The organism is Streptomyces sp. I05A-00742 (assembly GCF_013055795.1).
Taxonomy (GTDB): domain Bacteria; phylum Actinomycetota; class Actinomycetes; order Streptomycetales; family Streptomycetaceae; genus Streptomyces.
Map to the genome: position 1 here is coordinate 24580 of NZ_JABETO010000041.1, position 24355 is coordinate 48934.

Annotated in this window: 22 protein-coding genes and 2 pseudogenes; 7 read left to right on the forward strand and 17 right to left on the reverse strand. The window is 73.4% G+C overall.

Features of this window, described 5'->3' with window-relative positions; all coding sequences use genetic code 11:
- Positions 1–74: 74 nt before the first annotated feature.
- The 3 genes from HN013_RS34025 to sigE form a co-directional block, all read right to left on the reverse strand.
- On the reverse strand, positions 75–2042 hold the full coding sequence (locus tag HN013_RS34025; RefSeq protein ID WP_171170851.1) for a trypsin-like peptidase domain-containing protein: 1968 nt from the start codon (positions 2040–2042) through the stop codon (positions 75–77).
- 952 nt (positions 2043–2994) lie between these two features.
- Positions 2995–3792, reverse strand: a complete 798-nt coding sequence (locus HN013_RS27315; RefSeq protein ID WP_171170818.1) for a zf-HC2 domain-containing protein — start codon at positions 3790–3792, stop codon at positions 2995–2997.
- Positions 3789–4562 carry an RNA polymerase sigma factor SigE gene (gene sigE / locus HN013_RS27320; protein WP_171170820.1) on the reverse strand — a complete coding sequence of 258 codons (774 nt, stop codon included), beginning with the start codon at positions 4560–4562 and terminating at the stop codon, positions 3789–3791. The genes HN013_RS27315 and sigE overlap by 4 nt, the downstream gene beginning before the upstream one ends.
- 131 nt (positions 4563–4693) lie before the next feature.
- Here sigE and HN013_RS27325 point away from each other — a divergent pair, with 131 nt between their 5' ends.
- A complete protein-coding gene (locus HN013_RS27325) occupies positions 4694–5404 on the forward strand; it encodes an O-methyltransferase (protein ID WP_171170853.1) in 711 nt (236 codons plus the stop codon).
- A gap of 187 nt (positions 5405–5591) precedes the next feature.
- Here HN013_RS27325 and HN013_RS27330 read toward each other — a convergent pair whose 3' ends face one another.
- Positions 5592–5759 carry a DUF3117 domain-containing protein gene (locus HN013_RS27330; protein ID WP_004950282.1) on the reverse strand — a complete coding sequence of 56 codons (168 nt, stop codon included), beginning with the start codon at positions 5757–5759 and terminating at the stop codon, positions 5592–5594.
- Positions 5760–6090: 331 nt separating this feature from the next.
- On the opposite strand from HN013_RS27330, the gene HN013_RS27335 reads away from it, so the two are divergent.
- Positions 6091–6891, forward strand: a complete 801-nt coding sequence (locus HN013_RS27335) for an enoyl-CoA hydratase-related protein (protein ID WP_171170824.1) — start codon at positions 6091–6093, stop codon at positions 6889–6891.
- 206 nt (positions 6892–7097) lie between these two features.
- Here the strand turns inward: HN013_RS27335 and HN013_RS27340 are convergent, their stop codons facing one another.
- A complete protein-coding gene (locus tag HN013_RS27340; protein WP_171170826.1) occupies positions 7098–7685 on the reverse strand; it encodes a DNA-3-methyladenine glycosylase I in 588 nt (195 codons plus the stop codon).
- Entirely contained in the window at positions 7678–8058 is a 381-nt protein-coding gene (locus tag HN013_RS27345) for a DivIVA domain-containing protein (protein ID WP_312018727.1), read from the reverse strand. Before HN013_RS27345 ends, HN013_RS27340 begins: the two co-directional genes overlap by 8 nt.
- Positions 8059–8176: 118 nt before the next feature.
- Between HN013_RS27345 and folP the strand changes: the two genes are divergently transcribed.
- A complete protein-coding gene (gene folP, locus HN013_RS27350; protein ID WP_171170855.1) occupies positions 8177–9037 on the forward strand; it encodes a dihydropteroate synthase in 861 nt (286 codons plus the stop codon).
- Positions 9038–9094: 57 nt separating this feature from the next.
- Here the strand turns inward: folP and HN013_RS27355 are convergent, their stop codons facing one another.
- Both HN013_RS27355 and dapE read right to left on the reverse strand, forming a co-directional pair.
- A complete protein-coding gene (locus tag HN013_RS27355; protein WP_171170828.1) occupies positions 9095–9844 on the reverse strand; it encodes a TIGR00730 family Rossman fold protein in 750 nt (249 codons plus the stop codon).
- 79 nt (positions 9845–9923) lie between these two features.
- Positions 9924–11003 carry a succinyl-diaminopimelate desuccinylase gene (gene dapE / locus HN013_RS27360; protein ID WP_171170829.1) on the reverse strand — a complete coding sequence of 360 codons (1080 nt, stop codon included), beginning with the start codon at positions 11001–11003 and terminating at the stop codon, positions 9924–9926.
- 110 nt (positions 11004–11113) lie between these two features.
- Between dapE and HN013_RS27365 the strand changes: the two genes are divergently transcribed.
- Positions 11114–12031 carry a hypothetical protein gene (locus HN013_RS27365; protein WP_171170831.1) on the forward strand — a complete coding sequence of 306 codons (918 nt, stop codon included), beginning with the start codon at positions 11114–11116 and terminating at the stop codon, positions 12029–12031.
- Positions 12032–12381: 350 nt separating this feature from the next.
- Complete coding sequence (locus HN013_RS27370) at positions 12382–12834, forward strand: ATP-binding protein (protein WP_171170833.1); 453 nt, start codon at positions 12382–12384, stop codon at positions 12832–12834.
- 152 nt (positions 12835–12986) lie between these two features.
- Here the strand turns inward: HN013_RS27370 and dapC are convergent, their stop codons facing one another.
- Both dapC and fdxA read right to left on the reverse strand, forming a co-directional pair.
- Positions 12987–14084: a succinyldiaminopimelate transaminase gene (dapC, locus tag HN013_RS27375; RefSeq protein ID WP_171170835.1), complete on the reverse strand. Its 1098-nt coding sequence runs from the start codon at positions 14082–14084 to the stop codon at positions 12987–12989.
- Between the two features lie 111 nt (positions 14085–14195).
- A complete protein-coding gene (fdxA, locus tag HN013_RS27380; protein WP_030287193.1) occupies positions 14196–14516 on the reverse strand; it encodes a ferredoxin in 321 nt (106 codons plus the stop codon).
- A 114-nt stretch (positions 14517–14630) separates the two neighbouring features.
- Here fdxA and HN013_RS27385 point away from each other — a divergent pair, with 114 nt between their 5' ends.
- Together HN013_RS27385 and HN013_RS34240 are read left to right on the forward strand one after the other, a co-directional pair.
- Positions 14631–15620 (forward strand): GNAT family N-acetyltransferase, encoded by a 990-nt coding sequence (locus tag HN013_RS27385; protein ID WP_171170837.1) that lies wholly within the window; start codon positions 14631–14633, stop codon positions 15618–15620.
- A 159-nt stretch (positions 15621–15779) separates the two neighbouring features.
- Positions 15780–16761, forward strand: a pseudogene (locus tag HN013_RS34240) (tetratricopeptide repeat protein).
- 54 nt (positions 16762–16815) lie between these two features.
- On the opposite strand, the gene HN013_RS27395 reads toward HN013_RS34240, so the two are convergent.
- From HN013_RS27395 to HN013_RS27425, 7 genes and pseudogenes are all read right to left on the reverse strand, one after another.
- A complete protein-coding gene (locus HN013_RS27395) occupies positions 16816–17454 on the reverse strand; it encodes a response regulator transcription factor (protein ID WP_171170841.1) in 639 nt (212 codons plus the stop codon).
- A gap of 242 nt (positions 17455–17696) precedes the next feature.
- The gene (locus tag HN013_RS27400) at positions 17697–19016 is read right to left on the reverse strand and encodes a serine hydrolase (RefSeq protein ID WP_171170843.1); all 1320 of its coding nucleotides are present in this window, start codon (positions 19014–19016) and stop codon (positions 17697–17699) included.
- A gap of 127 nt (positions 19017–19143) precedes the next feature.
- Entirely contained in the window at positions 19144–20040 is an 897-nt protein-coding gene (locus HN013_RS27405; RefSeq protein ID WP_171170845.1) for an ATP-dependent Clp protease ATP-binding subunit, read from the reverse strand.
- 83 nt (positions 20041–20123) lie between these two features.
- Positions 20124–21335 carry a sensor histidine kinase gene (locus HN013_RS27410; RefSeq protein ID WP_249375461.1) on the reverse strand — a complete coding sequence of 404 codons (1212 nt, stop codon included), beginning with the start codon at positions 21333–21335 and terminating at the stop codon, positions 20124–20126.
- A gap of 43 nt (positions 21336–21378) precedes the next feature.
- Positions 21379–22119, reverse strand: a complete 741-nt coding sequence (locus HN013_RS27415; protein ID WP_171170847.1) for an ABC transporter permease — start codon at positions 22117–22119, stop codon at positions 21379–21381.
- On the reverse strand, positions 22116–23075 hold the full coding sequence (locus HN013_RS27420; protein ID WP_171170849.1) for an ABC transporter ATP-binding protein: 960 nt from the start codon (positions 23073–23075) through the stop codon (positions 22116–22118). Before HN013_RS27420 ends, HN013_RS27415 begins: the two co-directional genes overlap by 4 nt.
- Before the next feature lie 160 nt (positions 23076–23235).
- Positions 23236–24355: pseudogene (locus HN013_RS27425) on the reverse strand (hypothetical protein); the annotation flags it as partial.

The window sequence follows — 24355 nt, forward strand, 5'->3', positions numbered from 1 at the left end:
GTTCAGGCCGCCTATCACGGTACCTGGCCCGGTGGGCGGTGCGGGAGACGGCCGGGCCAACATCGGGCCAAGGGTCAGCGCGAGCTCGCCGTCCCCAAGGTCATTTGGACCGTCCGCTCCTTGCCGTCGCGCTCCACCGTGAGGGTCAGCCGGTCGCCCGGCCGATGGCTGCGGATCTTGACGATGAGCTCCTGACCACTGCGAATGGGGACGTCGTCCACCTTTTTGATCACGTCGCCCGGGGCGATGCCCGCCTTGTCCGCCGGCCCTCCGGGGCTCACCGGGGTGCCGCCGCCGCCCTTGGGGTTCACCCGGGCACCGGCGCCCTGGTACTCCATGTCGAGTGAGACACCTATCACCGGGTGAGTGGCCCGGCCGGTGTTGATCAGCTCCTCGGCGACGCGTTTGGCCTGGTTGATCGGTATGGCGAAGCCGAGGCCTATGCTCCCGCCCTGGCCGCCCGACTCCGACGAGCCGCCGGCCGAGCGGATCGCGCTGTTGATGCCGATGACCCGGCCCCGGGAGTCCACCAGCGGGCCGCCCGAGTTGCCCGGGTTGATCGGGGCGTCCGTCTGGAGGGCGTCGACGTAACTCACGTCACTCCCGTCCTGCTTCTTGCCGCCGGCCGTGATCGGGCGCTCCTTGGCGCTGATGATGCCCGTGGTGACCGTGCCCGCCAGGTCGAAGGGCGCGCCGATGGCGACGACCGAGTCGCCGACGTGCACCGAGTCGGAGTTGCCCAGCGGCAGCGGGGTGAGCCCCGAGACGCCCGAGACCTTGACGACGGCGAGGTCGTAGCCGCTGTCCCGGCCGACGACGGTGGCCTTGGCGGTCTGCCCGCCGTTGAAGGTCACCTGTATCTCGCCGCTGCCGCCGTCGCCGGCCGCCTCGACGACGTGGTTGTTGGTGAGGATGTGGCCCGTCTTGTCCAGGACGAACCCGGTGCCGGTGCCCTGGCCGCCGCTGCCGCGCACATGCAGCGTCACCACGCCGGGCAGGGCGCGGGCCGCGATCCCTGCGATGCTGCCGGGTTCGCGGTCGCTCTTCTCGGCGGGCGCCTGCGGCAGCGTCACCCGGTGCCCCGGCCCCCCGTCCCGCTCCAGCCACGCCCCGATCCCGCCACCGATCCCACCCGCGACCAGCGCCACGATCAGCGCCCCCGTCACGATCCGGGATCGCGTGACCGGCTTCCCCTTCTCCTCCTTCGGAGGCCGCCGGTCCGCCGCCCACGGGTCGTACTGCCACGGCCCCGCGCCCGGCGGCACACCCGGCCCCTGCCCGAACCCGCCCGGCACGGCGGGCGGGGCGTACGGGGACTGTGCGCCGGGGGCGCCGGGCGTGGGCGGGTACGGCGCGGGGGCGCCCGGGTACCCCTGGGCGCCGGGGGCGCCAGGGACGGCCGGGGCTGCCGGGAACTGCCCGGTCGCGCCGGGGTGCTGCCCGGCCGGGGCCTGGGGGCCCGGGGTGGCGGGCAGCTCGGGGGCGTACGGGTGCGGCGCGGTCGTGGGCACGCGCTGGCCTTGCGCGCCCTGGGCGGCGGCCTGTTGCGCGGCGTACGGGTTCGGTGCCGCGGGCGCGGGGGCGCCCGGGACGGACGGGGGTTGGGCGGACGCCGCAGGGTGCTCACCCGGGCTCCGGGACCCGGGGGCGGCGGGCCGCTCCGAGGTGCCAGGGGCGGGCAGGGGCTGCGCGGACGCAGCGGGGTGCTCACCACCCTGGCTCTGTGCACCCGGGGCACCCGGGGCAACGGGCTGCTGCGAGGCGTGCTGATACGGCGCACCGGCGGGAGCCGCCGGGCCCGGGGTGGGTGTGTCCTCGGACGCCGGTGGTTCGGGCGTGGCGGCGGAGGCGAACTGCGTTCCGGCGGCGGGAACGGAACCGCCCGGGGCCTCCTGCGGGTCGGGGGCGGCGGCCACTTCGGCCTTCCGGAGATCGGGTGCGGCGGCGGTGGGCGGCGGGACGGCGTCCCTGACCGGCTCGGCGGTCGTGAAAGCGTCCACCGGCGGACGGAAGGCATCCTCACCCCGACCGGGCGCCGACATACCGTCCGCGACCGGAACACCGGCTGCGGGAGCGTCCACCGGCGGACGGAAGACATTCCCGTCCCGGTCGGACGCCGACAGGCCGTCCACGACCGGAACATCAGCCGCGGGAGCCCCCACCGGCGGACGGAAGACATCCTCACCCCGGCCGGGCGTCGACATACCGTCCGCGACCGGGACATCGGCCACGGGAGCCTCCACCTGCGGGCGGGGGGCGTCCTCACCCCGGCCGGGCGCCGGCACGCCGTCCACGACCGGAACGCCGGTCGCGGGAGCGTCCACCGGCGGGCGGGAGGCGTCCTCGCTCGGGGCGGGTGCGGCCGAGGAGGGCTGTGATGCCCCGGGGGTGGCGGCGGGTGTGGGGGTGGCGTCCTGTGGCGGGGAGGCAGGGTACGGCTGGTGCGGGATGCCACCGGAAACCGGGCCGCCGGAAGCCGGCGGGGTCGGGTCGGTGTACGGCCAGGGCGTGCCCGTGCCCGGGTCCCGGGGCGGGGCGAAGGGCGAGGGCGTCCCGCCGGACGGCGGCAGGGCGGTGCCGCCCGCCGGGGTGGCCGTGGGGCGCTGTACCGGCGGGGCGGGGGCCCAGGGGCCGGGGCGGCCGTAGGGGGGTGTGCCGTACGGGTCGGGGTCGTGGAGCGGCGCGGGACCCGGCGGCACGGTGCCGTCCGGGGTGGACGGGTACGCGGCGGATGCGGCCGGAAGGCCGCCGACGTCCTCCGGGGAGCCGCCACCGGCCAGGGACCCGGCGTCCGCCGGGGAGCCGTCGTCGGCCGGGCGCGAGCGGCTCCACCACTGCGGTCCGGTCGCGGAAACCGGCGCGTTGCCCTCGTCCATCTCTGCTCCCCCCACGTGGGTCTCACAAGCCGTGGCATCCCTGGATACCGGCCGCCCACCGGCGATTCAACCAGGTGCCGGTGGGCGCGAGCAGAGTACCCGTACTGTCAGGTGCGCATCAGCGGGCCAGGGGTGCCTGCTGGGGCATCCGGTACGGGACGGCGACGGGCAGCGCGGGCGGTATGACCAGCGCGGCCCGCGACATGGGCTGCCGCGGCGACCGCCCGGCGTCCGCGGGGGCCCCGGTGCCGACGGGACGGTTCCGGTTCGGCCGGCGGCTCTCCCCGTTGCCGCCGCTCCGAACGCCGCCGCCGTTCCCCTGCGCGGACAGCGCGAGCGCCGTCGCCGTGCTCGTCCGCGGGTTCTCGGAGCGGGCTCTGGGGGCCTCCACGGCCGTCCGCAGCGGCTCCGCCCCGACCAGGGCGAAGGCCGCTATCGTCACGGCGCCGGCCGCGGCGAAGGCGAATCTCCGGCCGCGCGAGGGGTTGCGGCCCACGTCGTGGACGCGGAAACCGCGGTCGCGTGCGGCGAGGGCGGGCATCGGCAGCAGGGCGAAGGCGTCGCCGTGCGGCCCGAAGCCGTCGTCCCGGCCGGGACCGCCGGGACCACCGGGCTCACCGGCCCGCTCCTCACCGTCCGCCGTGGGCGCGCCCGGCCCGGCGGGGCCGTCGAGGCCCATGGCGGGCAGGCTCTGGAGCCGGGCGAGCAGGGCGTCGGAGAGCGGCGGGGGCGGAGCCTCCGCGAACATGCTCTTGAGCCGGCGCTGCGCGTCGGCTTCCGCTTTACAGGTCCAGCAGGTGGCGAGGTGCGCGAGCACCCGCTCCCGGGCATCGTGTCCCAATTCCCCGTCGACCAGGGCCGCGAGGCGGTCGCCGAGATGCTGCTCGGCGGGGGACTGACCGCCTGAACCGGTCACGCGATCCCGACCTCCCCACTCAGCCGGACGCCGGGGGCCACCCCCGCCATGGCGCGCTGCTCGGCCCGGGCGGAGGGCGAGCGGTGCCGCAGCGCCTTGCGCAGATGGGAACGGCCGCGGTGGATGCGGCTGCGGACGGTGCCCAGCTTCACGCCGAGCGTCGCCGCGATCTCCTCGTACGAGAGGCCCTCGATGTCGCAGAGGACCACCGCGGCCCGGAACTCCGGGGCGAGGGTGTCGAGCGCCTGCTGCACGTCCGCGTCGAAGTGCGTGTCGTTGAAGTGCTGCTGGGGGGACGGCTCGCGGCTCGGGAGCCGCTCGGCGGCGTCGTCGCCCAGCGCGTCGAAGCGGATGCGCTGGCGGCGGCGGACCATGTCGAGGAAGAGGTTGGTGGTGATGCGGTGCAGCCACCCCTCGAACGTCCCCGGGGTGTACGTGGACAGCGAGCGGAAGACCCGGACGAAGACCTCCTGGGTGAGGTCCTCGGCGTCGTGCTGGTTCCCGGTCAGGCGGTAGGCCAGGCGGTAGACCCGTGCGCTGTGGGTGCTGACGATCTCCTCCCAGGTGGGAGGGGTCCACGCCTGCGCGTCCGCGTCGGTGGCGAACGTCGCGGTCGCGGTCTTGCGGTCGGCGGAACGGTCAGCGGTGTCGGTCACGGATTTCGGCTCGACGGCGGACCGGCGGAAGCGCCTCAGCACTCCCCTGCGGTCACAGCTCGTAGCCGCACCTCCCCTGTCGGCTCTGGTGGTGTCCAGTGGAGCCCCTACCATATCCACCTCGCCCGTTAGCTCCGGATAAGTAATTTTGACCTGCTTTTGGTTTTGATCCGCTCCCCGGATCCTCCGGTCGCCCTCCACCGGCCCCGCGCCCTCCCTCACACCCCGTCAACGCCTGGTCCCATCTGCGGGTTCCCGACCGCAGCGGATACAGTCACCGTTGCGTCGACACATGGGGACAGGAGAGGGCCATTACCGGCAACCGGCAGACGAGCTGGGCGTTCGCCGATGCGTACGGCGTCGAGCACATCGAGGACCCGGCACTGCTCTGGGCACGCGACCGGGCCCACGAGGCGGGGCTCCGCTCGGTGTCGTCCGGCACGGGCTCCGCGCTGCGCCTGCTCGCCGCCGCCGTGGACGCCAAGGCCGTCGCGGAGATCGGCACCGGCACCGGCGTCTCCGGCCTGCACCTCCTGCACGGCATGCGCCCCGACGGCGTGCTCACCACCGTGGACAGCGACCCGGAGTGCCAGCAGTTCGCCCGGCAGGCGTTCCGCGCCGCGGGCTTCGCCGGCAACCGCGCCCGCTTCATCCCGGGCCGCGCGCTGGAGGTGCTGCCGCGGCTGGCGGACGGCGGGTACGACCTCGTCTTCTGCGACGGTGACCGGCTGGAGTACCTCGACTACCTAGCGGAATCGTTGCGCCTGCTGCGGCCGGGCGGGGTCGTCTGCTTCGAGGGCGTGTTCGCGGACGGCCGCACCGTGGACTCCGCCGCCCAGCCCGCCGAGGTGCTGCGCCTGCGCGAACTGCTGCGCGTGGTACGGGAGTCGACGGTCCTGCTGCCGTCACTGCTGCCCGTGGGCGACGGGCTGCTGTGCGCCGCCCGCCGGGGCTGACCGGGCCGCGGGCGAGGCAGCCGGGGCGACCCTCGCGTGGTGACCCTCGCGTGGTGACCATCACATTTCAGCCATCGGCCGGAACGGCCGGGGAACCGTCCCCGGACCCGGAAATGCCCCTGCCCCGGCAGCCGGGCGAACCGGCTGCCGGGGCAGGAGAAGTCAGAGGAAGACCGTGGTCCGTGCGTCAGACGACGACGTTCTTCAGGGCGTCGGCAAGAGCCGCCGCCTCATCCGGGGTCAGCTCGACGACGAGACGACCGCCGCCTTCGAGCGGAACCCGCATGACGATGCCCCGCCCCTCCTTGGTCACCTCGAGCGGGCCGTCGCCCGTCCGCGGCTTCATGGCCGCCATGCTCGTTCCCCTTCCTGAAACCAGCTCATCGTCTGCCGAGCGACCCCATCGAAGGGCACGTGTCACCGGCATCGAACACATTGCTTCCAGGCCATTATCCCGCATCGCGCGACCCAATGACCAACATCGGTCGGCATCCCTTCGGCAACACGCTCCCGCAAAACCACCCAATTCGGCGATTGCTCCGTACTTGCTCACCAACGACGCACCCGTACACAGGACCGATTCCCCGACTTCTTTGACGCAGGTCACATGCCGGCCGGCTGTCATTCACCGCGAGCTGCGGCAAGCTGACCGCTGACCGCTGTCTTTTCGAGGGAGGGACCGCTCCATGGCAGACACCGTGCTGTACGAGGTGGCCGACGGGCTCGCGACGATCACCCTGAACCGGCCCGACGCCATGAACGCGCTCGACACGGCCACCAAGGTCGCCCTCCTCGGGAGCGTCCGCCGGGCCGCGGAGGACGCCGCCGTCCGCGCCGTTCTCCTCACCGGCACCGGGCGCGCCTTCTGTGTGGGCCAGGACCTCAAGGAGCACATCGGCTCCCTCGCCGCCGACCGCGAGAACGGCACGAACCTCACCTGGAACACGGTCCGGGACCACTACACCCCCATCACCCTCGCCCTCGCCGAGATGCCCAAGCCCGTCGTCGCCGGCGTGAACGGCGTCGCCGCCGGCGCCGGCGCCGGCTTCGCCCTCGCCGCCGACTACCGCGTCGTCGCCGACACCGCCTCCTTCAACACCGCCTTCGCCGGTGTCGCCCTCGCCGGCGACTCCGGCGTCTCCTGGACGCTGCCCCGCGTCGTCGGGCACAGCCGGGCCATGGACCTCATGCTCTTCCCCCGCTCCATCCCCGCGCAGGAGGCGTACGAGCTCGGCATCGCCAACAAGATCGTGCCCGCCACCGACCTGGCCGCCGAGGCGGCCGCCGTCGCCCGGCGGCTCGCGGAGGGGCCGACGCTCACGTATGCCGCGATCAAGCGGGCGCTGGCTTTTGGGGCGGATCACTCGCTGGGTGAGACGTTGGGGCTGGAGGAGGAGCTTCAGGGGCGGGCCGGGGGATCGGAGGATCACCGGATCGCGGTGGAGGCGTTTCTGAAGAAGGAGAAGCCACGGTTCGTGGGGCGGTGAGGGCATCTTGCGGGGGGGCAAGCCCCCGTGCCCCCGAAACCGCGCTTCGCGCGGTCGTCCTCAAACGCCGGACGGGCTGACTTCAGCCCGTTGGGGGTGCCCCCTCTGGGGGAGTTTGAGGACGCGCACCGCAGGTGCGCTCGGGGGGGCGGGGGCGCAGCCCCTGCAAGAAACGGTGAAAGGGCGGGCCCGGGGCAAAACCCCCCTCACCCCCTCACATGGCACCCGGCCAAGTGATCATTCACCAGCCCACAAGCCTGCATCAACGCATAAGCCGTAGTCGGCCCCACAAACCGAAACCCCCGCCCCTTCAACTCCTTCGACAACGCCGTCGACTCCGCCGTAATCGCCGGCACCTCCGCCGCCGACCGCGGCACAGCCCGCGCCGACCCCTCGGGCGCGAAGGACCACACGAGCTCGGTGAGCTCACCGGGAGCCCAAGCGGCGGCGACCCTCGCGTTGGAGAGGGCGGCGGCGATCTTCGCCCGGTTGCGGATGATGCCGGGATCGGCGAGAAGACGGGCGGCGTCATCGTCCGTGAAGGCGGCGACCTTCTCGATGGAGAAGCCGGCGAAGGCGGCGCGGAAGCCCTCGCGGCGGCGGAGGATGGTGATCCAGGAGAGGCCGGACTGGAAGGCTTCGAGGCATATGCGCTCGAAGAGGGCGTCGTCGCCGCGCACGGGGACGCCCCATTCGGTGTCGTGGTAGAGCCGGTAGTCGGCCATCGACTCCGCTTCCAGGCCCCATGGGCAGCGCGGCAGCCCGTCCGGTCCCAGGACCACTCCGTCACTCATGACTGTTCCCTTCGTCCTCGGCCGACGACGGCGACGGCGGCGCGTCCCGCGGACCGTCCGGGCGGACGGTCGCGGCCTCGGCGCGGGCGCCGGCGAGGGCGGCTTCCAGTTCGGCGATGCGGGCGTCGCGTTCGGCGAGCTCGGCGGCGAGCCGGTCGAGGACATCGTCGGCGTCGGCCATGCGGTAGCCGCGGAGGGCGACCGGCAGCCGCAGACCGTCGATGTCGGACCGGGCCAGCGGGCGGCCGGGGGGCAGCGACCAGGCGGTCCGGTCCGGCTCCGCCTCGGGCAGCACGCCGTCGCGGCCGCTCAGCACGGCGAGCGTGACCGCGGCGACCACCACGACCAACGCGAAGAGCAGGAACCAGAACACGACCATCTCCCCGGAGTGCCGGCGGACGGATTCCGTCAGTCGATCCGTCCTCCCCGATCGTGCCATGACCCACCGACGGTTAAGGTCGCTGGCGGACCACGGAGAGGGAGTGCGGGAAATGCTGCGGCTGGGACGACGCGAGTTCGACGCTCACGAGCCGGTGATCATGGCGATCGTGAACCGGACGCCGGACTCGTTCTACGACCGGGGCGCCACCTTCCAGGACGAGCCCGCGCTGGCCCGGGTGGAGCAGGCCGTGGCGGAGGGCGCCGCGATCATCGACATCGGCGGGGTGAAGGCGGGCCCCGGCGAGGAGGTGACGGCCGAGGAGGAGGTCCGGCGGACCGCCGGCTTCGTCGCCGAGGTGCGCCGCCGCCACCCGGACGTCGTCATCAGCGTGGACACCTGGCGGCACGAGGTCGGCGAGGTGGTCTGCGAGGCCGGGGCGGACCTGCTCAACGACGCGTGGGGCGGGGTCGACCCCCGGCTGGCCGAGGTGGCCGCCCGGCACGGCGCCGGCCTGGTGTGCACCCACGCGGGCGGCGTCGAGCCGCGCACCCGTCCGCACCGGACGGAGTACGACGATGTGATGGCGGACATCCTGCGGGTCACGGTGGGCCTGGCCGAACGCGCCGTCGCCCTCGGGGTGCGGCGCGACGGCATCATGATCGACCCGGGCCACGACTTCGGGAAGAACACACGGCACTCGCTGGAGGCGACGCGGCGCCTGGGCGAGATGACGGAGACCGGGTGGCCGGTGCTGGTCTCGCTGTCGAACAAGGACTTCGTGGGCGAGACGCTGGACCGTCCGGTCAAGGAGCGGGTGATCGGGACGCTCGCGACGACCGCGGTGTCGGCGTGGCTGGGGGCCCGGGTGTACCGGGTGCACGAGGTGGCCGAGACGAAGCAGGTGCTGGACATGGTGGCGTCCATCGCGGGCCACCGGGAGCCGGCGGTGGCGCGGCGGGGGCTGGCGTAGAAAACGCAGGAAAGGGGCGCCGGACGGTCCGGGGACCCGGCCCGTCCGGCGGGCGCCTCAGGGCCCGGCCTCCTTGGTCACCAGCGTGATGGCCTCTTCCACGTCGTCCGTCACATGGAACAGCTGGAGGTCGTGCGCCCCCACCTTGCCCTCGGCGACGAGCGTCTCCTCGATCCACCGCACCAGGCCCCGCCAGTAGTCCGACCCGAAGAGCACGATCGGGAACCGTGTCACCTTCTTCGTCTGCACCAGGGTGAGCGCCTCGAACAGCTCGTCCAGCGTCCCCAGTCCGCCCGGCAGCACCACGAAGCCGCTCGCGTACTTGACGAACATCGTCTTGCGGACGAAGAAATAGCGGAAATCGACACCGAGGTTCACATAGGGGTTGATGCCCTGTTCGAAGGGCAGCTCGATGCCGAGGCCGACCGAGACGCCGCCCGCCTCCATCGCACCCTTGTTCGCCGCCTCCATCGCGCCGGGCCCGCCGCCGGTGATGACGGCGAAGCCCGCCTCGACCAGGCCCCGGCCGATGGCCGTCGCGGCCGCGTACTCCGGGGAGCCGAGCGGGGTCCGGGCGGAGCCGAACACGCTGATGGCCGGGGGGAGTTCGGCCAGGGCACCGAAGCCCTCGACGAACTCCGACTGGATGCGCAGCACCCGGAACGGATCCTCGTGCACCCAGTCCGCGGTCCCCCGGGTGTCCAGCAGGTGCTGGTCCGTGGTGCCCTGCTGCATCTGGCCGTGGCGTCGCAGCACCGGCCCCCGGCGCTGCTCCCGTCCTGTGCGCGCCCCGTCGGAATTGACCATTCCGTGCTCCCTCCGCTGCGGTTGGTGCAGTTCAGCGTAGGCCCACCGGGCGCGGAGCGACGTCCCCGGGCGGGGGGATTCAGGCCGTCAGCCAGGTCCGCAGCCGCTCCTCGCAGTGCAGGACGCGTGCCACGGCCACGTGCTCGTCCCGCTTGTGCGCGTACAGGGGGTCGCCGGGTCCGTAGTTCACCGCGGGCACCCCGAGGGCGGAGAACCGGGAGACGTCCGTCCAGCCGAACTTGGGCTTCGCGCTGCCGCCGACCGCCGCCATGAAGGCCGCCGCGGCCGGGTGCGAGAGGCCGGGCAGGGCGCCGCCCGAATGGTCGTCGACGATCAGCTCGGCGACGCCGCAGCCCTCGAACACCTCGCGCACATGCGCGAGCGCCTCCTCCTCCGTGCGGTCCGGCGCGTAGCGGAAGTTCACCGTCACGGCGCACTCGTCGGGCAGCACGTTGTTGGCCACCCCGCCGCCGATGCGTACGGCGTTCAGCCCCTCGTGGTACTCCAGCCCGTCGATGACCGGCCGGCGGGGCTCGTAGGAGGCCAGCCGGGCCAGGATCGGCGCGGCGGCGTGGATGGCGTTGCTGCCCATCCAGCTCCGCGCGGAGTGGGCGCGCTCGCCCTCGGTGCGCAGGATCACCCGCAGCGTGCCCTGGCAACCGCCCTCGACCTGGGCGTCGGAGGGTTCGAGGAGGACCGCGAAGTCGCCCGCCAGCCAGTCGGGGTGGGCCTCGGCGATGTGCCCGAGGCCGTTGAGGTGGGCGGAGACCTCCTCGTTGTCGTAGAAGACGAAGGTCAGGTCGCGGTTGGGCGCGGGGACGGTCGCGGCGATGCGCAGCTGGACGGCGACGCCGGACTTCATGTCGCTGGTGCCGCAGCCCCACAGCACGCCGTCGTCGTCCAGGCGCGAGGGGACGTTGTCGGCGATGGGCACGGTGTCGATGTGCCCGGCGAGGATCACGCGCTCGGCCCTGCCGAGCCGGGTGCGGGCGACGACGTTGTTGCCGTGCCGGTCGACCGTCAGGTGCGGGACTCCGCGCAGGGCGTGCTCGATGGCGTCGGCGAGCGGCCGTTCCTCACCGCTGACCGACGGGAAGTCGACGAGCCGCGCGGTGAGGGCGGCGGCGTCGAGGGACAGGTCGAGTGCGGCATGCTCCATACAGGCGACTCTAACCCGTGTCCGGCGCCGGGGACCGGCCCGAACCGGCCCCGGGCACACGCCCCGGACGAAGCGGCTCGTCGCACGGTCCGTCAAGTAACGTGGGCCGCATGCCCCCGATCTTCGCTGTCCGACGCGGACGACTGCTGCGCGCCGGGACCGCCTGCGGAGTGCTGCTGGCGCTGGCCGGCTACCTGGTGGCGCACTACCTGACGGCCGGTCCGGGCGCGCCGCGCTGCATCGTGCGCGCGGACGGGGAGTCGTACTCGCTCGCCCCCGAGCAGGCGGTGAACGCCGCGGCCATCACCGCCGTGGGCACCTCGCGCGGGCTGCCGGAGCGGGCCGTGACGATCGCCCTGGCCACCGCGATGCAGGAGTCGGGGCTGCGCAACATCCACCACGGCGACCGGGATTCGCAGGGCCTCTTCCAGCAGCGGCCGACGCAGGGCTGGGGCACGGCCCGGCAGATCACCGATCCGGTCTACGCGGCGGACGCGTTCTACACGCACCTGGTCCAGGTGCCGGGCTATTCGCGGCTGCCGCTGACGGTGGCGGCGCAGCGGGTGCAGCGCAGCGGCTTCCCCCAGGCGTACGCGAAGCACGAGCCGGGCGCGTCGCTGCTCGCGGCGGCGCTGACCGGCCGCACCCCGGCCACGTTCAGCTGTGCGACCAGCCCGAGCGACGGGAAGCCGGGCGACCCGGCGGCGGTCCGGGCGAAGCTGCGGCGGGACTTCGGCGCGTCGGCGCTGCCGGCCGCGGAGGCCGCCGGGCGGCAGGGGGCCGCCGCTCCCCGCACGGTGACCGTCCCGGCCCGGCCGGTACGGACCACGGCGGTGGACGACGGGCCGCGGCGGCGCGGCTGGGAGCTGGCGTCCTGGGCGGTGGCGCACGCGGCCGAGCTGCGCATCACGCGGGTGTCCTTCGACGGGCGGGTGTGGACCGCGGACGAGTCCCGGGCGGGCTGGCGGCACGACACGGGCCGGACGGGCGAGGGCCCGGCCGCCGTCCGCATCACGACCGCTCAGTAGCACGACCTCTCAGTAGTACGACCGCTCAGTAGTACGACCGTGCCCCCGCCGGGGGCATCCGCCGGAACGGAAGGTTGCCGTGCCGGACACCGGGGTACACGCGGTGGCCGCATCCGGCGAAATCCGGTCGCGCCGCTGGTGAACAAAGGATGGTCGGCTTTTTACACACCCCGGCGGACCGACTGGTTTGCCCGATTGTTCATAGAACTGATTATGCGACGCATTACCAACTCTTTACTCAAGGCCACCGCAACCTTCGGAGGGCTCGGGCGGTAGTCACTGCGTCCGCACGCCGGACAGCGAACGACAGCAGTTCCACCCGTCGAAGTCACACCCGTCGAAGGAGCAACATGTCCCTCCCCCTCACGCGTCGGATCGCCCAGGCCGCCCTGCTCGTCGCGGCGGCCGCCGCCCCCGCCGTCGGCGCGGCCGGCACGGCGAGCGCGGACGCCCTCAAGGCCCCCGACCTGGGCACGCTGAGCGCGGTGGACGGCGCGCAGCTGGGCAACCACGTCGACTCGGTCTCCCGCCAGGCCGGTGCGGTGACGACGGACGCCGGGAACAAGGTCGTGCGCACCGCCCTGCCCGCCGCCGGCAAGGCGCTCGGCACCGCCGGCACGACCGGCAAGTCCACCCTCCAGAGCGGCCAGAGGACCACGGGCCAGCTGGCGGGCTCCGCCGGTTCGGCGGTCGGCGGCGCCGCGAAGACCGTGACCAAGGGTGGCGCGGCCGGCAAGGGCCTGCCCACCGACGGTCTGGCCGGCGGCAACGTCACCAAGACCCTGCCCTCCCTGGGCGGCTGAACCGGCACACGCCGAACTCGTCGGACCTGCCGCACCCGCCGGAACCGCGGGACGGCAGCCGACCGCACCGACCGCGGACGCGGTACGCGCAGGGCCCGGGACATCCCCTCCCGGGCCCTGCGCGTACGTGTGCCCGCCGCCGGGGCGTACGGTCAGTCGGCCAGGCGGCGGACGGCCGCCTCCACCCGCTCGTCGGTGGCGGTGAACGCGATCCGTACGAAGCGCTCGCCCGCCGCGCCGTAGAAGTCCCCCGGCGCGACGAGGATGCCCCGCTCGGACAGCGCCCCGACGGTGTCCCAGCACGGCTCGTCCCGCGTGGCCCACAGGTACAGCGACGCCTCGCTGTGCTCGATCCGGAACCCGGCGCCCTCGAAGGCGGCCCGCAGGGCGGCCCGGCGGCGGGCGTAGCGGGCGCGCTGCTCGGTGACGTGCGCGGTGTCGCCGAGGGCGGCCACGGTGGCGGCCTGCACGGGCGCGGCGACCATCATGCCGCCGTGCTTGCGGATCTGGAGCAGCTCGCCGAGGACGGCCGCGTCACCGGCGAGGAAGGCGGCCCGGTAGCCGGCCAGGTTAGAGCGCTTGGAGAGCGAGTGGACGGCGACGATCCCCTCGTACGAGCCGCCGCAGACGTCCGGGTGCAGGACCGAGACCGGCTCGGTCTCCCAGCCCAGCTCCAGGTAGCACTCGTCGCTGAACAGCAGGACGTCGTGCTCGCGGGCCCAGGCGACCGTCCGCCGCAGCTCCTCCGCCGACAGGACGCGGCCGGTGGGGTTGGAGGGAGAGTTCAGCCAGAGCAGCTTGAGGCCGGCCGGGTCGAGCTCGGTGGGGTCGTCGTAGACGACCGGCTCGGCGCCCGCCAGCCGTGCGCCGACCTCGTACGTCGGGTAGGCGAGCCGCGGGTACGCGACCTTGTCGCCGGCCCCCAGGCCGAGCTGGGTGGGCAGCCAGGCGACCAGCTCCTTGGAGCCGACGACCGGCAGCACATTGGTGTGCGCCAGACCCTTGGCCCCCAGCCGGCGCTCCGCCCAGCCGGTGAGCGCGTCGCGCAGCGCGGCCGTCCCCCAGACCGTCGGATAGCCGGGGCTGTCGGCCGCGTCGGCCAGCGCCTGCCGGACCACCGCGGGTACCGGGTCGACCGGGGTACCCACCGAGAGGTCCACGATGCCGTCGGGGTGGGCGGCGGCCGTGGCCTTGTAGGGCTCCAGGCGGTCCCAGGGGAAAACGGGGAGTCGGGAGGAGACTGCGCTCACGCTTGGCTGCTCGCTCTCTTGCGCTACGGGTGATCCGGGGGGTCGGGGAATGCCGCGGCCCCGTACGGCGGCGGGGCTGTACGGGGCCGGGGTGCGGTGCCTAGGGGCAGCTCACTGGTTCTGCGGCGGCAGCGCGGCGATGAACGCGTGGTCACGCTCGATCAGCCCCAGCTTGGAAGCACCACCGGGCGAGCCGAGCTCGTCGAAGAACTCGACGTTCGCCTTGTAGTAGTCCTTCCACTCGTCCGGGGTGTCGTCCTCGTAGAAGATCGCTTCCACCGGGCAGACCGGCTCACAGGCGCCACAGTCGACACATTCGTCCGGGTGGATGTACAAGGACCGGGAGCCCTCGTAGATGCAGTCGACGGGGCACTCCTCGATGCACGCCTTGTCCTTCACGTCGACACAAGGCTGCGCGATGACGTAGGTCACGCTGTCGTTCCTCCTCGGTAGGGGTCATCTCGCGCGGGAGCGCGGCGTCGTCGATGCCCACACCTAGTATCTCCGTTCCGGGGCACATGACGAACAGGAGGGGCTGGGAGAGCTGTGGAATTCACCACGGGCGGACGGCTGGAAATCCGGATCAGTTCCGAAGATGTGGGAAAAAGGGTGTCGGTACGGGCACTGAACGACCGGAGGACCTCCCCCGAGCGGTTCTCCGACGCCGTCGGAACGCTCGATTCCTGGACGGACGGTGTGCTGCGGATCACACGCCGCGACGGCCGGACCGTCGAGGTCCCCGAGGACGCGCTCGTCGCCGGCAAGGTCGTCCCGGCCGCCCCCGCCCGGCGGCGCGGCCCCGCCGCGTCCGCGCGCGAGCTCCAGGAGACCGCGGCGCGCGGCTGGCCCGCGACGGAGACCGGGCGGCTGGGCGACTGGACCCTCCGCGCGGCCGGCGGCTTCACCGCCCGCGCCAACTCGGCGCTGCCCCTGGGCGGTTCCGGGCTGCCGCTGCCCGAGACGCTGGACCGGGTCACCGCCTGGTACGCGGAGCGCGGACTCCCCGCCCGCGTCCAGGTCACCACCGGGGACCCGGCCGGGGACGAGCGGCTGGACGCGGAGCTGGCCGCGCGCGGCTGGACCGCCGAGCGGCACGCCCTGATGCGGACGGCCGCGCTGGCGCCGCTGGCCGACACGGTGGAGGAGACCGGCCGGGTGCTGCTGGGCCGGGAGCCGGACGAGGCGTGGCTCGACGCCTACGGCCGGACCGCCGGGAACGACCGGGCGGCGCGGGCCGTGCTGACCGGGGGGCCGTCCGTGTGGTTCGCGAGCGTCCCCGGCGCCGCCATAGGCCGCTGTGTGATCGACGGCCGGTGGGCGGGGTTCGCCGCCCTGGAGGTGGCCCCGGACCACCGGCGGCTCGGCCTCGCGACGCTGGTCATGGCGCGGCTGGCCCGGCAGGCGCTGGACGAGGGCGCCTCGGCCGCGTACCTCCAGGTCGAGACGGACAACGCGGGGGCGGCGGCGCTCTACGACGGGCTCGGGTTCACGACGCACCACGCGTACCACTACCGTCGCGAGCCGGGGCGGGCCTGAGCGCTGAACGGCTGACCGCCGGGCGGGTGCCGGGGGCGCGTGCGGACCCCGCCTCGGAGGGATCACCATGGGACATGGAAGGCTTTCCCCGTACGGGGGACCCTGGTCACACGGAAGACTTCTGCCGCACGGAAGGCTTCCGCCACACGGAAGGCCGGAATGACCGACACCACCGGCCGGCGACGGTTCGCCGAGGCCGCCCGCGACGAGCGGCCCGACCTGGCGCTGCTGTGCCTGCTGATCTCCGCCGAGGCCGACCCCGAGCTGGGCGAGCGGGACTTCGACGACGCCCAGATGGAACTCGACCGCCTCGCCGGACTGCTGCCCGCCCTCGGCCGGCACGCCACTCCGGAGCGCTGGGCCGCCGCCCTCGCCGACCTGCTGGGTGAACGCTGCGACTTCCGCGGTGGCCCGGCCGACTACCGGCGGCTGGAGTCCTCCCTCCTCGACCAGGTGCTCAAGCGGCGCCGGGGTCTGCCGATCCTGCTGTCCGTGGTGTGGNCGCTGGGCCGCCGCCCTCGCCGACCTGCTGGGTGAACGCTGCGACTTCCGCGGTGGCCCGGCCGACTACCGGCGGCTGGAGTCCTCCCTCCTCGACCAGGTGCTCAAGCGGCGCCGGGGTCTGCCGATCCTGCTGTCCGTGGTGTGGCTGGAGGTGGCCCGACGGGCCGGGGCGCCCGTCTACGGGGTGGCCCTGCCCGGCCACTTCATCGTCGGCTTCGGCACCCCCGAGGGGCCGCACGCCCTCGCCGACCCCTTCGACAGCGGACGGCCGCTCACCGAGGAGGAGGCCGGCCTGCTGGTGGCCGGGGCCACGGGCGCCCCGCTCTCCGCCGCCGAATTCTCCCCCGCCGAGCCCCTGGAGATCGTCCTCCGCGTCCTCAACAACATCCGCGCCTGGGCCGCGGCCCGTCCCGAGCGCAGCGGCGTCCAGCTGTGGGCCGTCGAGCTCTCCCTCCTCCTCCCCAGCCACCCGGCGCGGCTGCGCTACGAGCGGGCCGAACTCCTCGTCGAACGCGGCGAGTTCGCCCGCGGGGCGCGGGAGCTGGAGGAGTACGCCGAGGTCATCGCCCCGCTGGAGCCGGAGGCGGCGGAGACCGTCCGCCGCCAGGCGCTGGCGGCGCGGGCGCTGCTCAACTGACGGCCCGGCGGTGCGGCGGGCTCATCGCGGGCTCGTCGCGGGTTCATCGCGGGCTCAGAGCCACCCCTTGTCCCGCGCGATCCGCACCGCCTCGGCCCGGTTCCTCGCCCCCGTCTTCCGGATCGCCGTCGAGAGGTAGTTGCGCACCGTCCCGTGCGACAGGTGCAGCGCCTTCGCCAGCTCCGCGTTGGTCGACCCGTCCGCCGACGCCCGCAGCACCGACCGCTCCCGCTCCGTGAGCGGATTCGCCCCCTCCGCGAGCGCCGCCGCGGCGAGGGTCGGATCGATGACCCGCTCCCCCCGCAGCACCCGGCGCACCGCGTCCGCCAGAACGGCGGCCGGCGCGTCCTTCACCAGGAACGCCGACGCCCCCGCCTCCATCGCCCGCCGCAGGTACCCCGGCCGGCCGAAGGTCGTAAGAATCACGACCTTCACCCTCGGCATCTCCCGCCCCAGCAGCCCCGCCGCGTCCAGCCCCGTCAGCCCCGGCATCTCAATATCCAGCAACGCCACATCCGGCCGCGCCCGCCGCGCCGCCTCCACCACCTCGTCCCCCCGCGCCACCTGCGCGACAACCTCCATGTCCCCTTCAAGCCCCAGCAGCGCCGCCAGCGCCTCCCGGACCATGGACTGGTCCTCCGCGAGGAGGACTCTCGTGCGTCTTGCGGGCGGCTCACCTGGGGCGTCATTCATGTGATCAGGGTAGACAGACACACATTCCGCTTCCGCACATCGGGGTGGCCGGGGGCCTCGCGGCCCTTACCCCTCCTTGTGGAGAACCACCTTCCGGTGCGTGGTCCACGCATCGCGGTACTCCGCGGCCCGCTGCCCGTAGCCGGCCTTCTCGACGGCGCCGGCAGAATCGGTGACCGGGAGTGCCGATTGTGCACGCCGGGGTGGCTGGGCCCGGCCCCCTGCGTCCCGAGACGGATTCGTCACCGGGGTTGCGCGGTGCTGTCCCTGCGCATGACGCGCATCCGCAGGCGCAGCCTGTCAGGCGTGCCGTGGTCGTCGAAGTCGAGGAACGCCACCGGCCCGCCGGGCGAGTCGAAGGTCCGGCGGTCGCGCGGGGTGAGCGGGATGTCGGGATATCCCTCGGCGCGGACGAGCAGGCCGGCGTCCGCTGTGGTGATCTCGGCGGTGACCGCGTGGGAGACGTACCGGCCGGTGTAGCGGGACAGGTCGGCCGGGGCGGGCTCGGGCTGGGGGCCGGGCGTCGGGCCGGGCGCGTCGAGCAGTGTGTTGACGGCGTTGATCCCCTGATCGGAGTTGGTGAGCACGACGACGGCGGTCCGGGTGGTGGGGTCGGCGGCGATCAGGCCGGACTGGCCGGGGTTGGCGCCGCCGACGCGCACACTGGACTGGGCGGCGTTGGCCCAGATCATCCAGCCGAGTCCGGCCCCGAGCATGGTGGACACGCCTCCCGGGGCCGGAGCGTGCAGCGTTCGCATGACCTCCGTGCCGGGCGTACGCAGGTGCGCCAGGGTGAAGCGGCCGAGGTCGGCAGCGGTGGACACCAGGGTGCCTCCGGCCGGGTCGAGGCCGCGCGTGCACATCGGGTTGTCGATCCGCCGGGGCAGCGCGGTCGGTTCGCCGCCGCGGACCACGTGACCACGGGCGGTACCGAGGTCATGCTCGGCGTCCACACCGGTGACGAAGCGCGTCCCGCGCATGCCCACCGCGTCGAGCACCTTCTCGCGCAGCGCCTCCCGCCACGCCCGGCCCGTCACAACCTCGACGAGTCGGCCGGCGAGGATGATGCCGCCGTTGCAGTAGGAGAACGTCGCGCCCGGCGGGAACAGTGAGCCCACATCCTGCAGCATCGCGGTGTAGCGCGCGATGGCGTCGTCGTCGTTCCCGGTGTCGACGAAGATGTCGCCGGCGTCCAACCCGGTGGAGTGCGAGAGCAGGTGACGCACGAGCAGGCCGTCCCAGGGGCCGGGGACGAACCGGGTCAGGGGGTCGTCCAGGCCGAGGCGGCCGTCGAGGACGCAGCGCATCACCAGGTGGGCGGTGAGCAGTTTGGTGATCGAGCCGACGCGGAACCCGGTACCGGCGGTCACCGGCTCGCCGGTCTCCGTGTCGGTGACGCCTGCCGCGCCGACCGCCAGGGAGCCGTCGACGACGCCGGCGACCTGAACGCCCGCCACCGACGGCAGCGCCGCCAACCGCTCCGCCGCCGTCTGCGGATCGGCGGCCAAGGCACCGATGGGGTTCGAGGGGGAGGCGTTGAAGGTGTTCGGCGCAGGGTTCACAGGATTCACCACAGACTTCCCAACACTATGAGGACGAAGGCGGCCGGCAGGAGCAATCGCCGCCAGGCCAGGCTCCGGAACCGCCCGTCAGGGGGCCGCTTGCCGCTTCCGCGGCCGGCCATGGCGGTCATCCTTCGGAGGTCAGGCCAAGGTGCTCCTCCAGCCGTGCGATGCGCCGGCTCAACGGTTCCAGTTCGGCACGGATGGCCGCGACAAGCTCCTGCCGCGGCGCCTCGGGCCGGCCCTGCCCGCTCTCGGCCCGCAAGTGCACGTAGCCCGCCAGTGCGGCGGTGACGGCGCGGCGGACGAGCTTGGGATCGGCTCCCAGGGCCCGCAGTACCTGCCCGGCCACGCCGTCGGGTTCGGCGGCCAGGCCGAACAACAGGTGCTCGCAGCCGACGTAGTTGTGGCCGAGGGCGGATGCCTCGGTCACCGCCAGTTCCAGGGCGGTGGCCGCGGGTCCGTCGAGTCGGCGCGGATCACCGGCCGGTTGGGGGGCCGCCGACTCTCCGGGCTGTCGGCGGGTCAGGTCGCGTCCGACGTGGTCCGGCTCGATCTCCATGGCGCGGAGCACATGGAGCGCCAGGTTGGTGCCCTCGTCCAGCAGGGCGCCCAGCAGGTGCTCGGTGCCTGTGCTCGACGCGCCCGCGTCCCGTGCGCGCTTCACCGCCAGCGTGAGCACGCCCCGCGTCCTCGCGGTGAAGTGCGCGAGCGCTCCGGCCGGTTCGTCGCCGAGGTCGGCCAGGACCGTCTCCCGGATGGCGATCACCCGGCGTACGGCCTGTTCCAGCGCCCGCTGGCAGACAGCCGACACCGGCACACCGGCGNCCCGCGTCCTCGCGGTGAAGTGCGCGAGCGCTCCGGCCGGTTCGTCGCCGAGGTCGGCCAGGACCGTCTCCCGGATGGCGATCACCCGGCGTACGGCCTGTTCCAGCGCCCGCTGGCAGACAGCCGACACCGGCACACCGGCGTCCTTGACCGCCTCGGCCAGGTCATCGGGCAAGTAGACGTTGATCTTAGGCATGCCCCCAAGGTAACCCCATTGGGGTTAGCTGCCTAGAGGTGCGTCGTCGACGAACAGCGCTTCGAGTGCGCGGAGATAAAGCCTCAGCCGGTCTCCGGCGCGTACCCGGCCTCGGCCCGGCCTCGCTCCGCCGCCGGGCGGACCAGCGGAACGTACGCCCGCAGCCGGACCCCCCCATTCGGGCCGCGGCCCGTTTCGAGGTGGCCGTCGGTGAGGGCGAGGCGTTCGGAGAGGCCGGTGAGGCCGTTGCCGTGGGGGTGGTGGGGGCCTTCGCCGTCGTCGGTGACGGTGAGGCGGAGGTGGTCGCCGGACTCGGTGAGGGTCACCTCGCAGCGGCGGGCGCCGCTGTGGCGGATGACGTTGGTGACGGCTTCGCGGAGGGCCCAGGCGAGGGCGCCCTCCGCGTCGGGGGCGAGGTCGGGGTGGCGGCCGGAGGCGCGGCCGAGGTCGGCGGTGACGCCGGCGGCGGCCAGGGCGGTGCGGGCGCCGGCGAGTTCACCGTCGAGGGTGGGGCGGCGGAAGCCGCTGACCGCCTCGCGGACGTCGACGAGGGCCTGCCGGCCGACGCGTTCGATGTCGGCGACCTGCTGGGCGGCCTGCTCGGGGTGGTCCGGGAGCATCCGGCCGGCGAGCTCGCTCTTGAGGGTGATGAGGGAGAGGGAGTGGCCGAGCAGGTCGTGCAGGTCCCGGGCGAGCCGCAGTCGTTCCTCGTTGGCCGCGAGGTGGGCGACGGTGGCCCGGGCCTCGCGCAGCTCGTGCATGGTGCGGCCCATCTGGACGACGGCCGCCATCGCCGCGCCGCCGAGCAGCGTGGCGGTGATGATGAGGAGCAGCCCGCTGCCCTCGGCTCCCTTGAGCAGTCCGAGGCCGAGGGAGAGGAGGCCGAGCACGGGAATGGCCCGCCATGCCCACCGGATGGGCAGCAGCACGGCGCTGGAGATGGAGACGTACACCAGCAGGGTGAGCCAGGCCTCGCCGAGCGTGAACACCATGATCACGGAGAGCGTGAACAGCCCGGCCAGCAGACCGAACTGCCGTCGGCCGGGCCCGGGACGCGGCCGGGGGGCGAACAGCATGACCAGGTACAACGTCACGAAGACGGCGAGCCCGCACCAGCCGAGGACCGTGGCGGCCGGCGAGTGGCGGCCGCCGGTGAGGTCGTGCACGGCGAAGACGAGGTAGGTCAGGTAGAGGACGGACAGGCATGCCTTGGCCAGCGTCTGGCGCCGGTTCTGCGGTGCCTCACCGATCATCATGTGGCCGCCGTCCGCCGTCGTGTTGCCGCTGCTGTCCATACCGACGAGTCTCCCTTCGCCGCCACCGCGGGCGGCCGGTGGCTCAGGCCTTGTGCGTGTCCTTGCGGTAGAGCCAGGCCGCGGCGCCGGTGAAGAGCACCAGGTAGCCGACGAGGAGGAGCACGTCCTTCATGCCCGGTGCCTCACCGCGCTCGATGGCCTGGCCGAGTCCGGCGTAGGCGTGGGTGGGCACGTACTCGACGATCTTCTGCAGCCAGTCCGGGAAGGTCGCCGACGGCATCCAGAGGCCGCCGAGCGCGGCCAGGCCGAAGTAGACGATCATCACGATGGGGCGGACGGCGTCGCCGGTGGCCATGTAGCCGATGGCCACGCCGAGTGCCGCGAAGACGCAGCTGCCGGCCCAGATGGCACCGGTCAGCGAGGCCCACTGCCAGGCTTCGAAGCGGATGCCCTTCGCCGCGGCGCCGACGACGAAGACGATGACGATGGAGGGCAGGGAGACGACGGCGGACGAAGCGATCTTCGCCGTCACATAGGCGCGGCCCGGCAGCGCGGTCAGCCGCAGCTGGCGCACCCAGCCCTTCTCGCGCTCCTTGGCGATCCGCTCGGCGTTGCCGATCAGGACGGCGGTGATGGCGCCGAAGGTGGCCATGGAGACCATGTACAGCACCGGGAAGGTCAGCCCGCTGTCGCCGAGCTTCTCGTCGCCCTTCGCCCCGGACGCGATCAGCAGGAAGAGCGCGGAGGGGTAGAGGATCGAGAAGAACATGAACTTCTTGTTGCGCAGGGTGCGCGAGATTTCCAGCCTGATCAGGGTGTTCATGAAGAGACCGCCTCCCCGGCGGTGGCGGCGTCGGTGATGGCGAGGAACGCCTGCTCCAGGCCCAGTCCCGCGACCTCCAGGTTGCGCGGGAAGAGCCCGAGACCGTAGAGGGCGTACACGGTGGCGTCGGCGTCGTGCGACTGGATGCGGACGGTGCGGCCGGAGAATTCCAGGGCGGCGAGGTACGGCAGGGCGCGCAGGTCGGCCTCGGGGATCTCCCCGTCGAGGTCGAAGACGATACGGCGGGCGCCCGCCTTCGCCTTGATCTCGGCCGCGGAGCCGTCGGCGAGCACGCGGCCGCGGTGGAGGACGATGACGCGGTCGGCGATCGCGTCGGCCTCCTCCAGGTAGTGGGTGGCGAAGAGGACGGAGCGGCCCTCGTCGGCCTGCTGCCGCATCACGCCCCAGAAGGCCTGGCGGGCGGTCACGTCCATGCCCGTGGTCGGCTCGTCGAGCACGATCAGGTCGTTCGCGCCGGCCGTCGCGAGTGCGAAGCGCACCCGCTGCTCCTGGCCGCCGGAGAGCTTGTTGACCAGCCGGTCGGCGATCTCGGTGATGCCCGCCTGCTCCATGACCCGGTCGGCCGGGTACGCCCTCGGGTGCAGGTCGCAGGCGAGCCGCACCAGTTCCTCGACCCGGACGTCCTCCATCAGGCCGCCGCTCTGCAGCATGGCGCCGACCCGGCCCTGCTCGATGGCGCGCTGCGGAGTGGTGCCGAAGAGCTCGACCGTGCCGGAGTCCGGACGGCTGAGGCCGAGGAGCAGGTCGAGGGTGGTGGACTTGCCGGCGCCGTTGGGGCCGAGAAGGGCGACGGTCTCGCCCGGGTGGAGCTGGAGGCTGAGATCGGCGACGGCGCGCACGGCGCCGAAGCTCTTGTTGACGTTCGCGAAGCTGACGGCGGGAGCGGCTCCCGTGCGCCGGCTGTCCCCCGTGAACGTCCGTGCGGTGATGGTCATGGGACCATCCTCGCCGGACGGCGCCGCGCGGGGCAGTGTCGGCCGTCGTGCGCTCGGCATGACAGATGTCATGCCCACGGGCGGAGACGGGAAGGTCCCCGGGCGGAGACGGAAGGGTCCCCGTGCCGGTACCGGCACGGGGACCCCTGGGCGAGCCGCGTCAGGCGACGTTCGTCTTGATGACGACCACCCGCTCCGCCGGCGTCTTGCCGCGCAGTGCCTTGGCGAGCGCCCCCGCGACGTCCTGCGGGGTCACCGGCGTCCTGCTGCCGTTCCCGCGCATGACCGTCACGCCGTCGAAGCTCCTGCCGTACAGCGTCTTGATCGCTTCGAGGTTGTAGCTCTCCACCAGCTTGCCGCCCACCTCCTTGACGGAGAGGATCTTCGGCAGCGAGCGCGCCGGGCCGAACTGGACGAAGTGGACCGAATCCGTCTGGATCTTCACCAGGCCCGACATGGCGGGATTGGCGAACTCCTTCATCATCCGGTCGACCTCGGCGTTGGTCACCTTGGGCTGCCGGTTCGCGCTCGGCAGCGCCACGGCCGCGTCCTTGCCCGTCTCGGCGCGCTGCCGGTACGCGGTCTCGACGGCCTCGACGGCCTTGTCGATGTCGAGCCCCTGGTACGGCTTGCCGTACACCGGAACGGCCTTGCCCGGCGTGAAACGGATCGTTCCGTCCTTGGCGCCGCCGGCCTCGCCGGACAGCGTCCTGAGCGCGGCGGCGACCTTCTCCTCGTCCACGTTGACCATCGGCTGTGCCGTGCGGCCACTGCCGACGAGCGAGCCGACGACGGTGACGGGGTTGTAGTCCCGGCCCGACACCGACCGCACGGTCTCCTGGGTGTCGATGGACAGCCCGGCCACGGACGGCTTGAGGTCGACCGTCTTGCCGCCGATGGTCACCTTCAGCGGCGCGGTCGCCCGGTTGCCGACCTTGGCGTCGAGCTTCTGCACGGCCTGCTCCTTGGAGCTGCCGCCGATGTCGACGCCCAGCACGGTGGTGCCCTGGGGCACGTCCGAGTGGTTCATGACCAGCCCGGTGCAGTAGGCGACACCGGCGAGGGCGATCACACCGCCGGCCAGCAGGACCAGCTTGGAGCGGCCCTTCTTCTTGGGCGCGCCCTTCGCTCCGCCCTTGGCCGGGGGCTTCGGGGTGCTCGGCGGGGCGCTCTGCGCCGCGGCCGGCGGCTTGGGGACGGCCGGGCCCGGCTTGGGGACCGACGGCCCCGCGGCGGCACCCGCCGGGCCGGGCCTGGGCACCGACGGGGCCGCGGCGGCA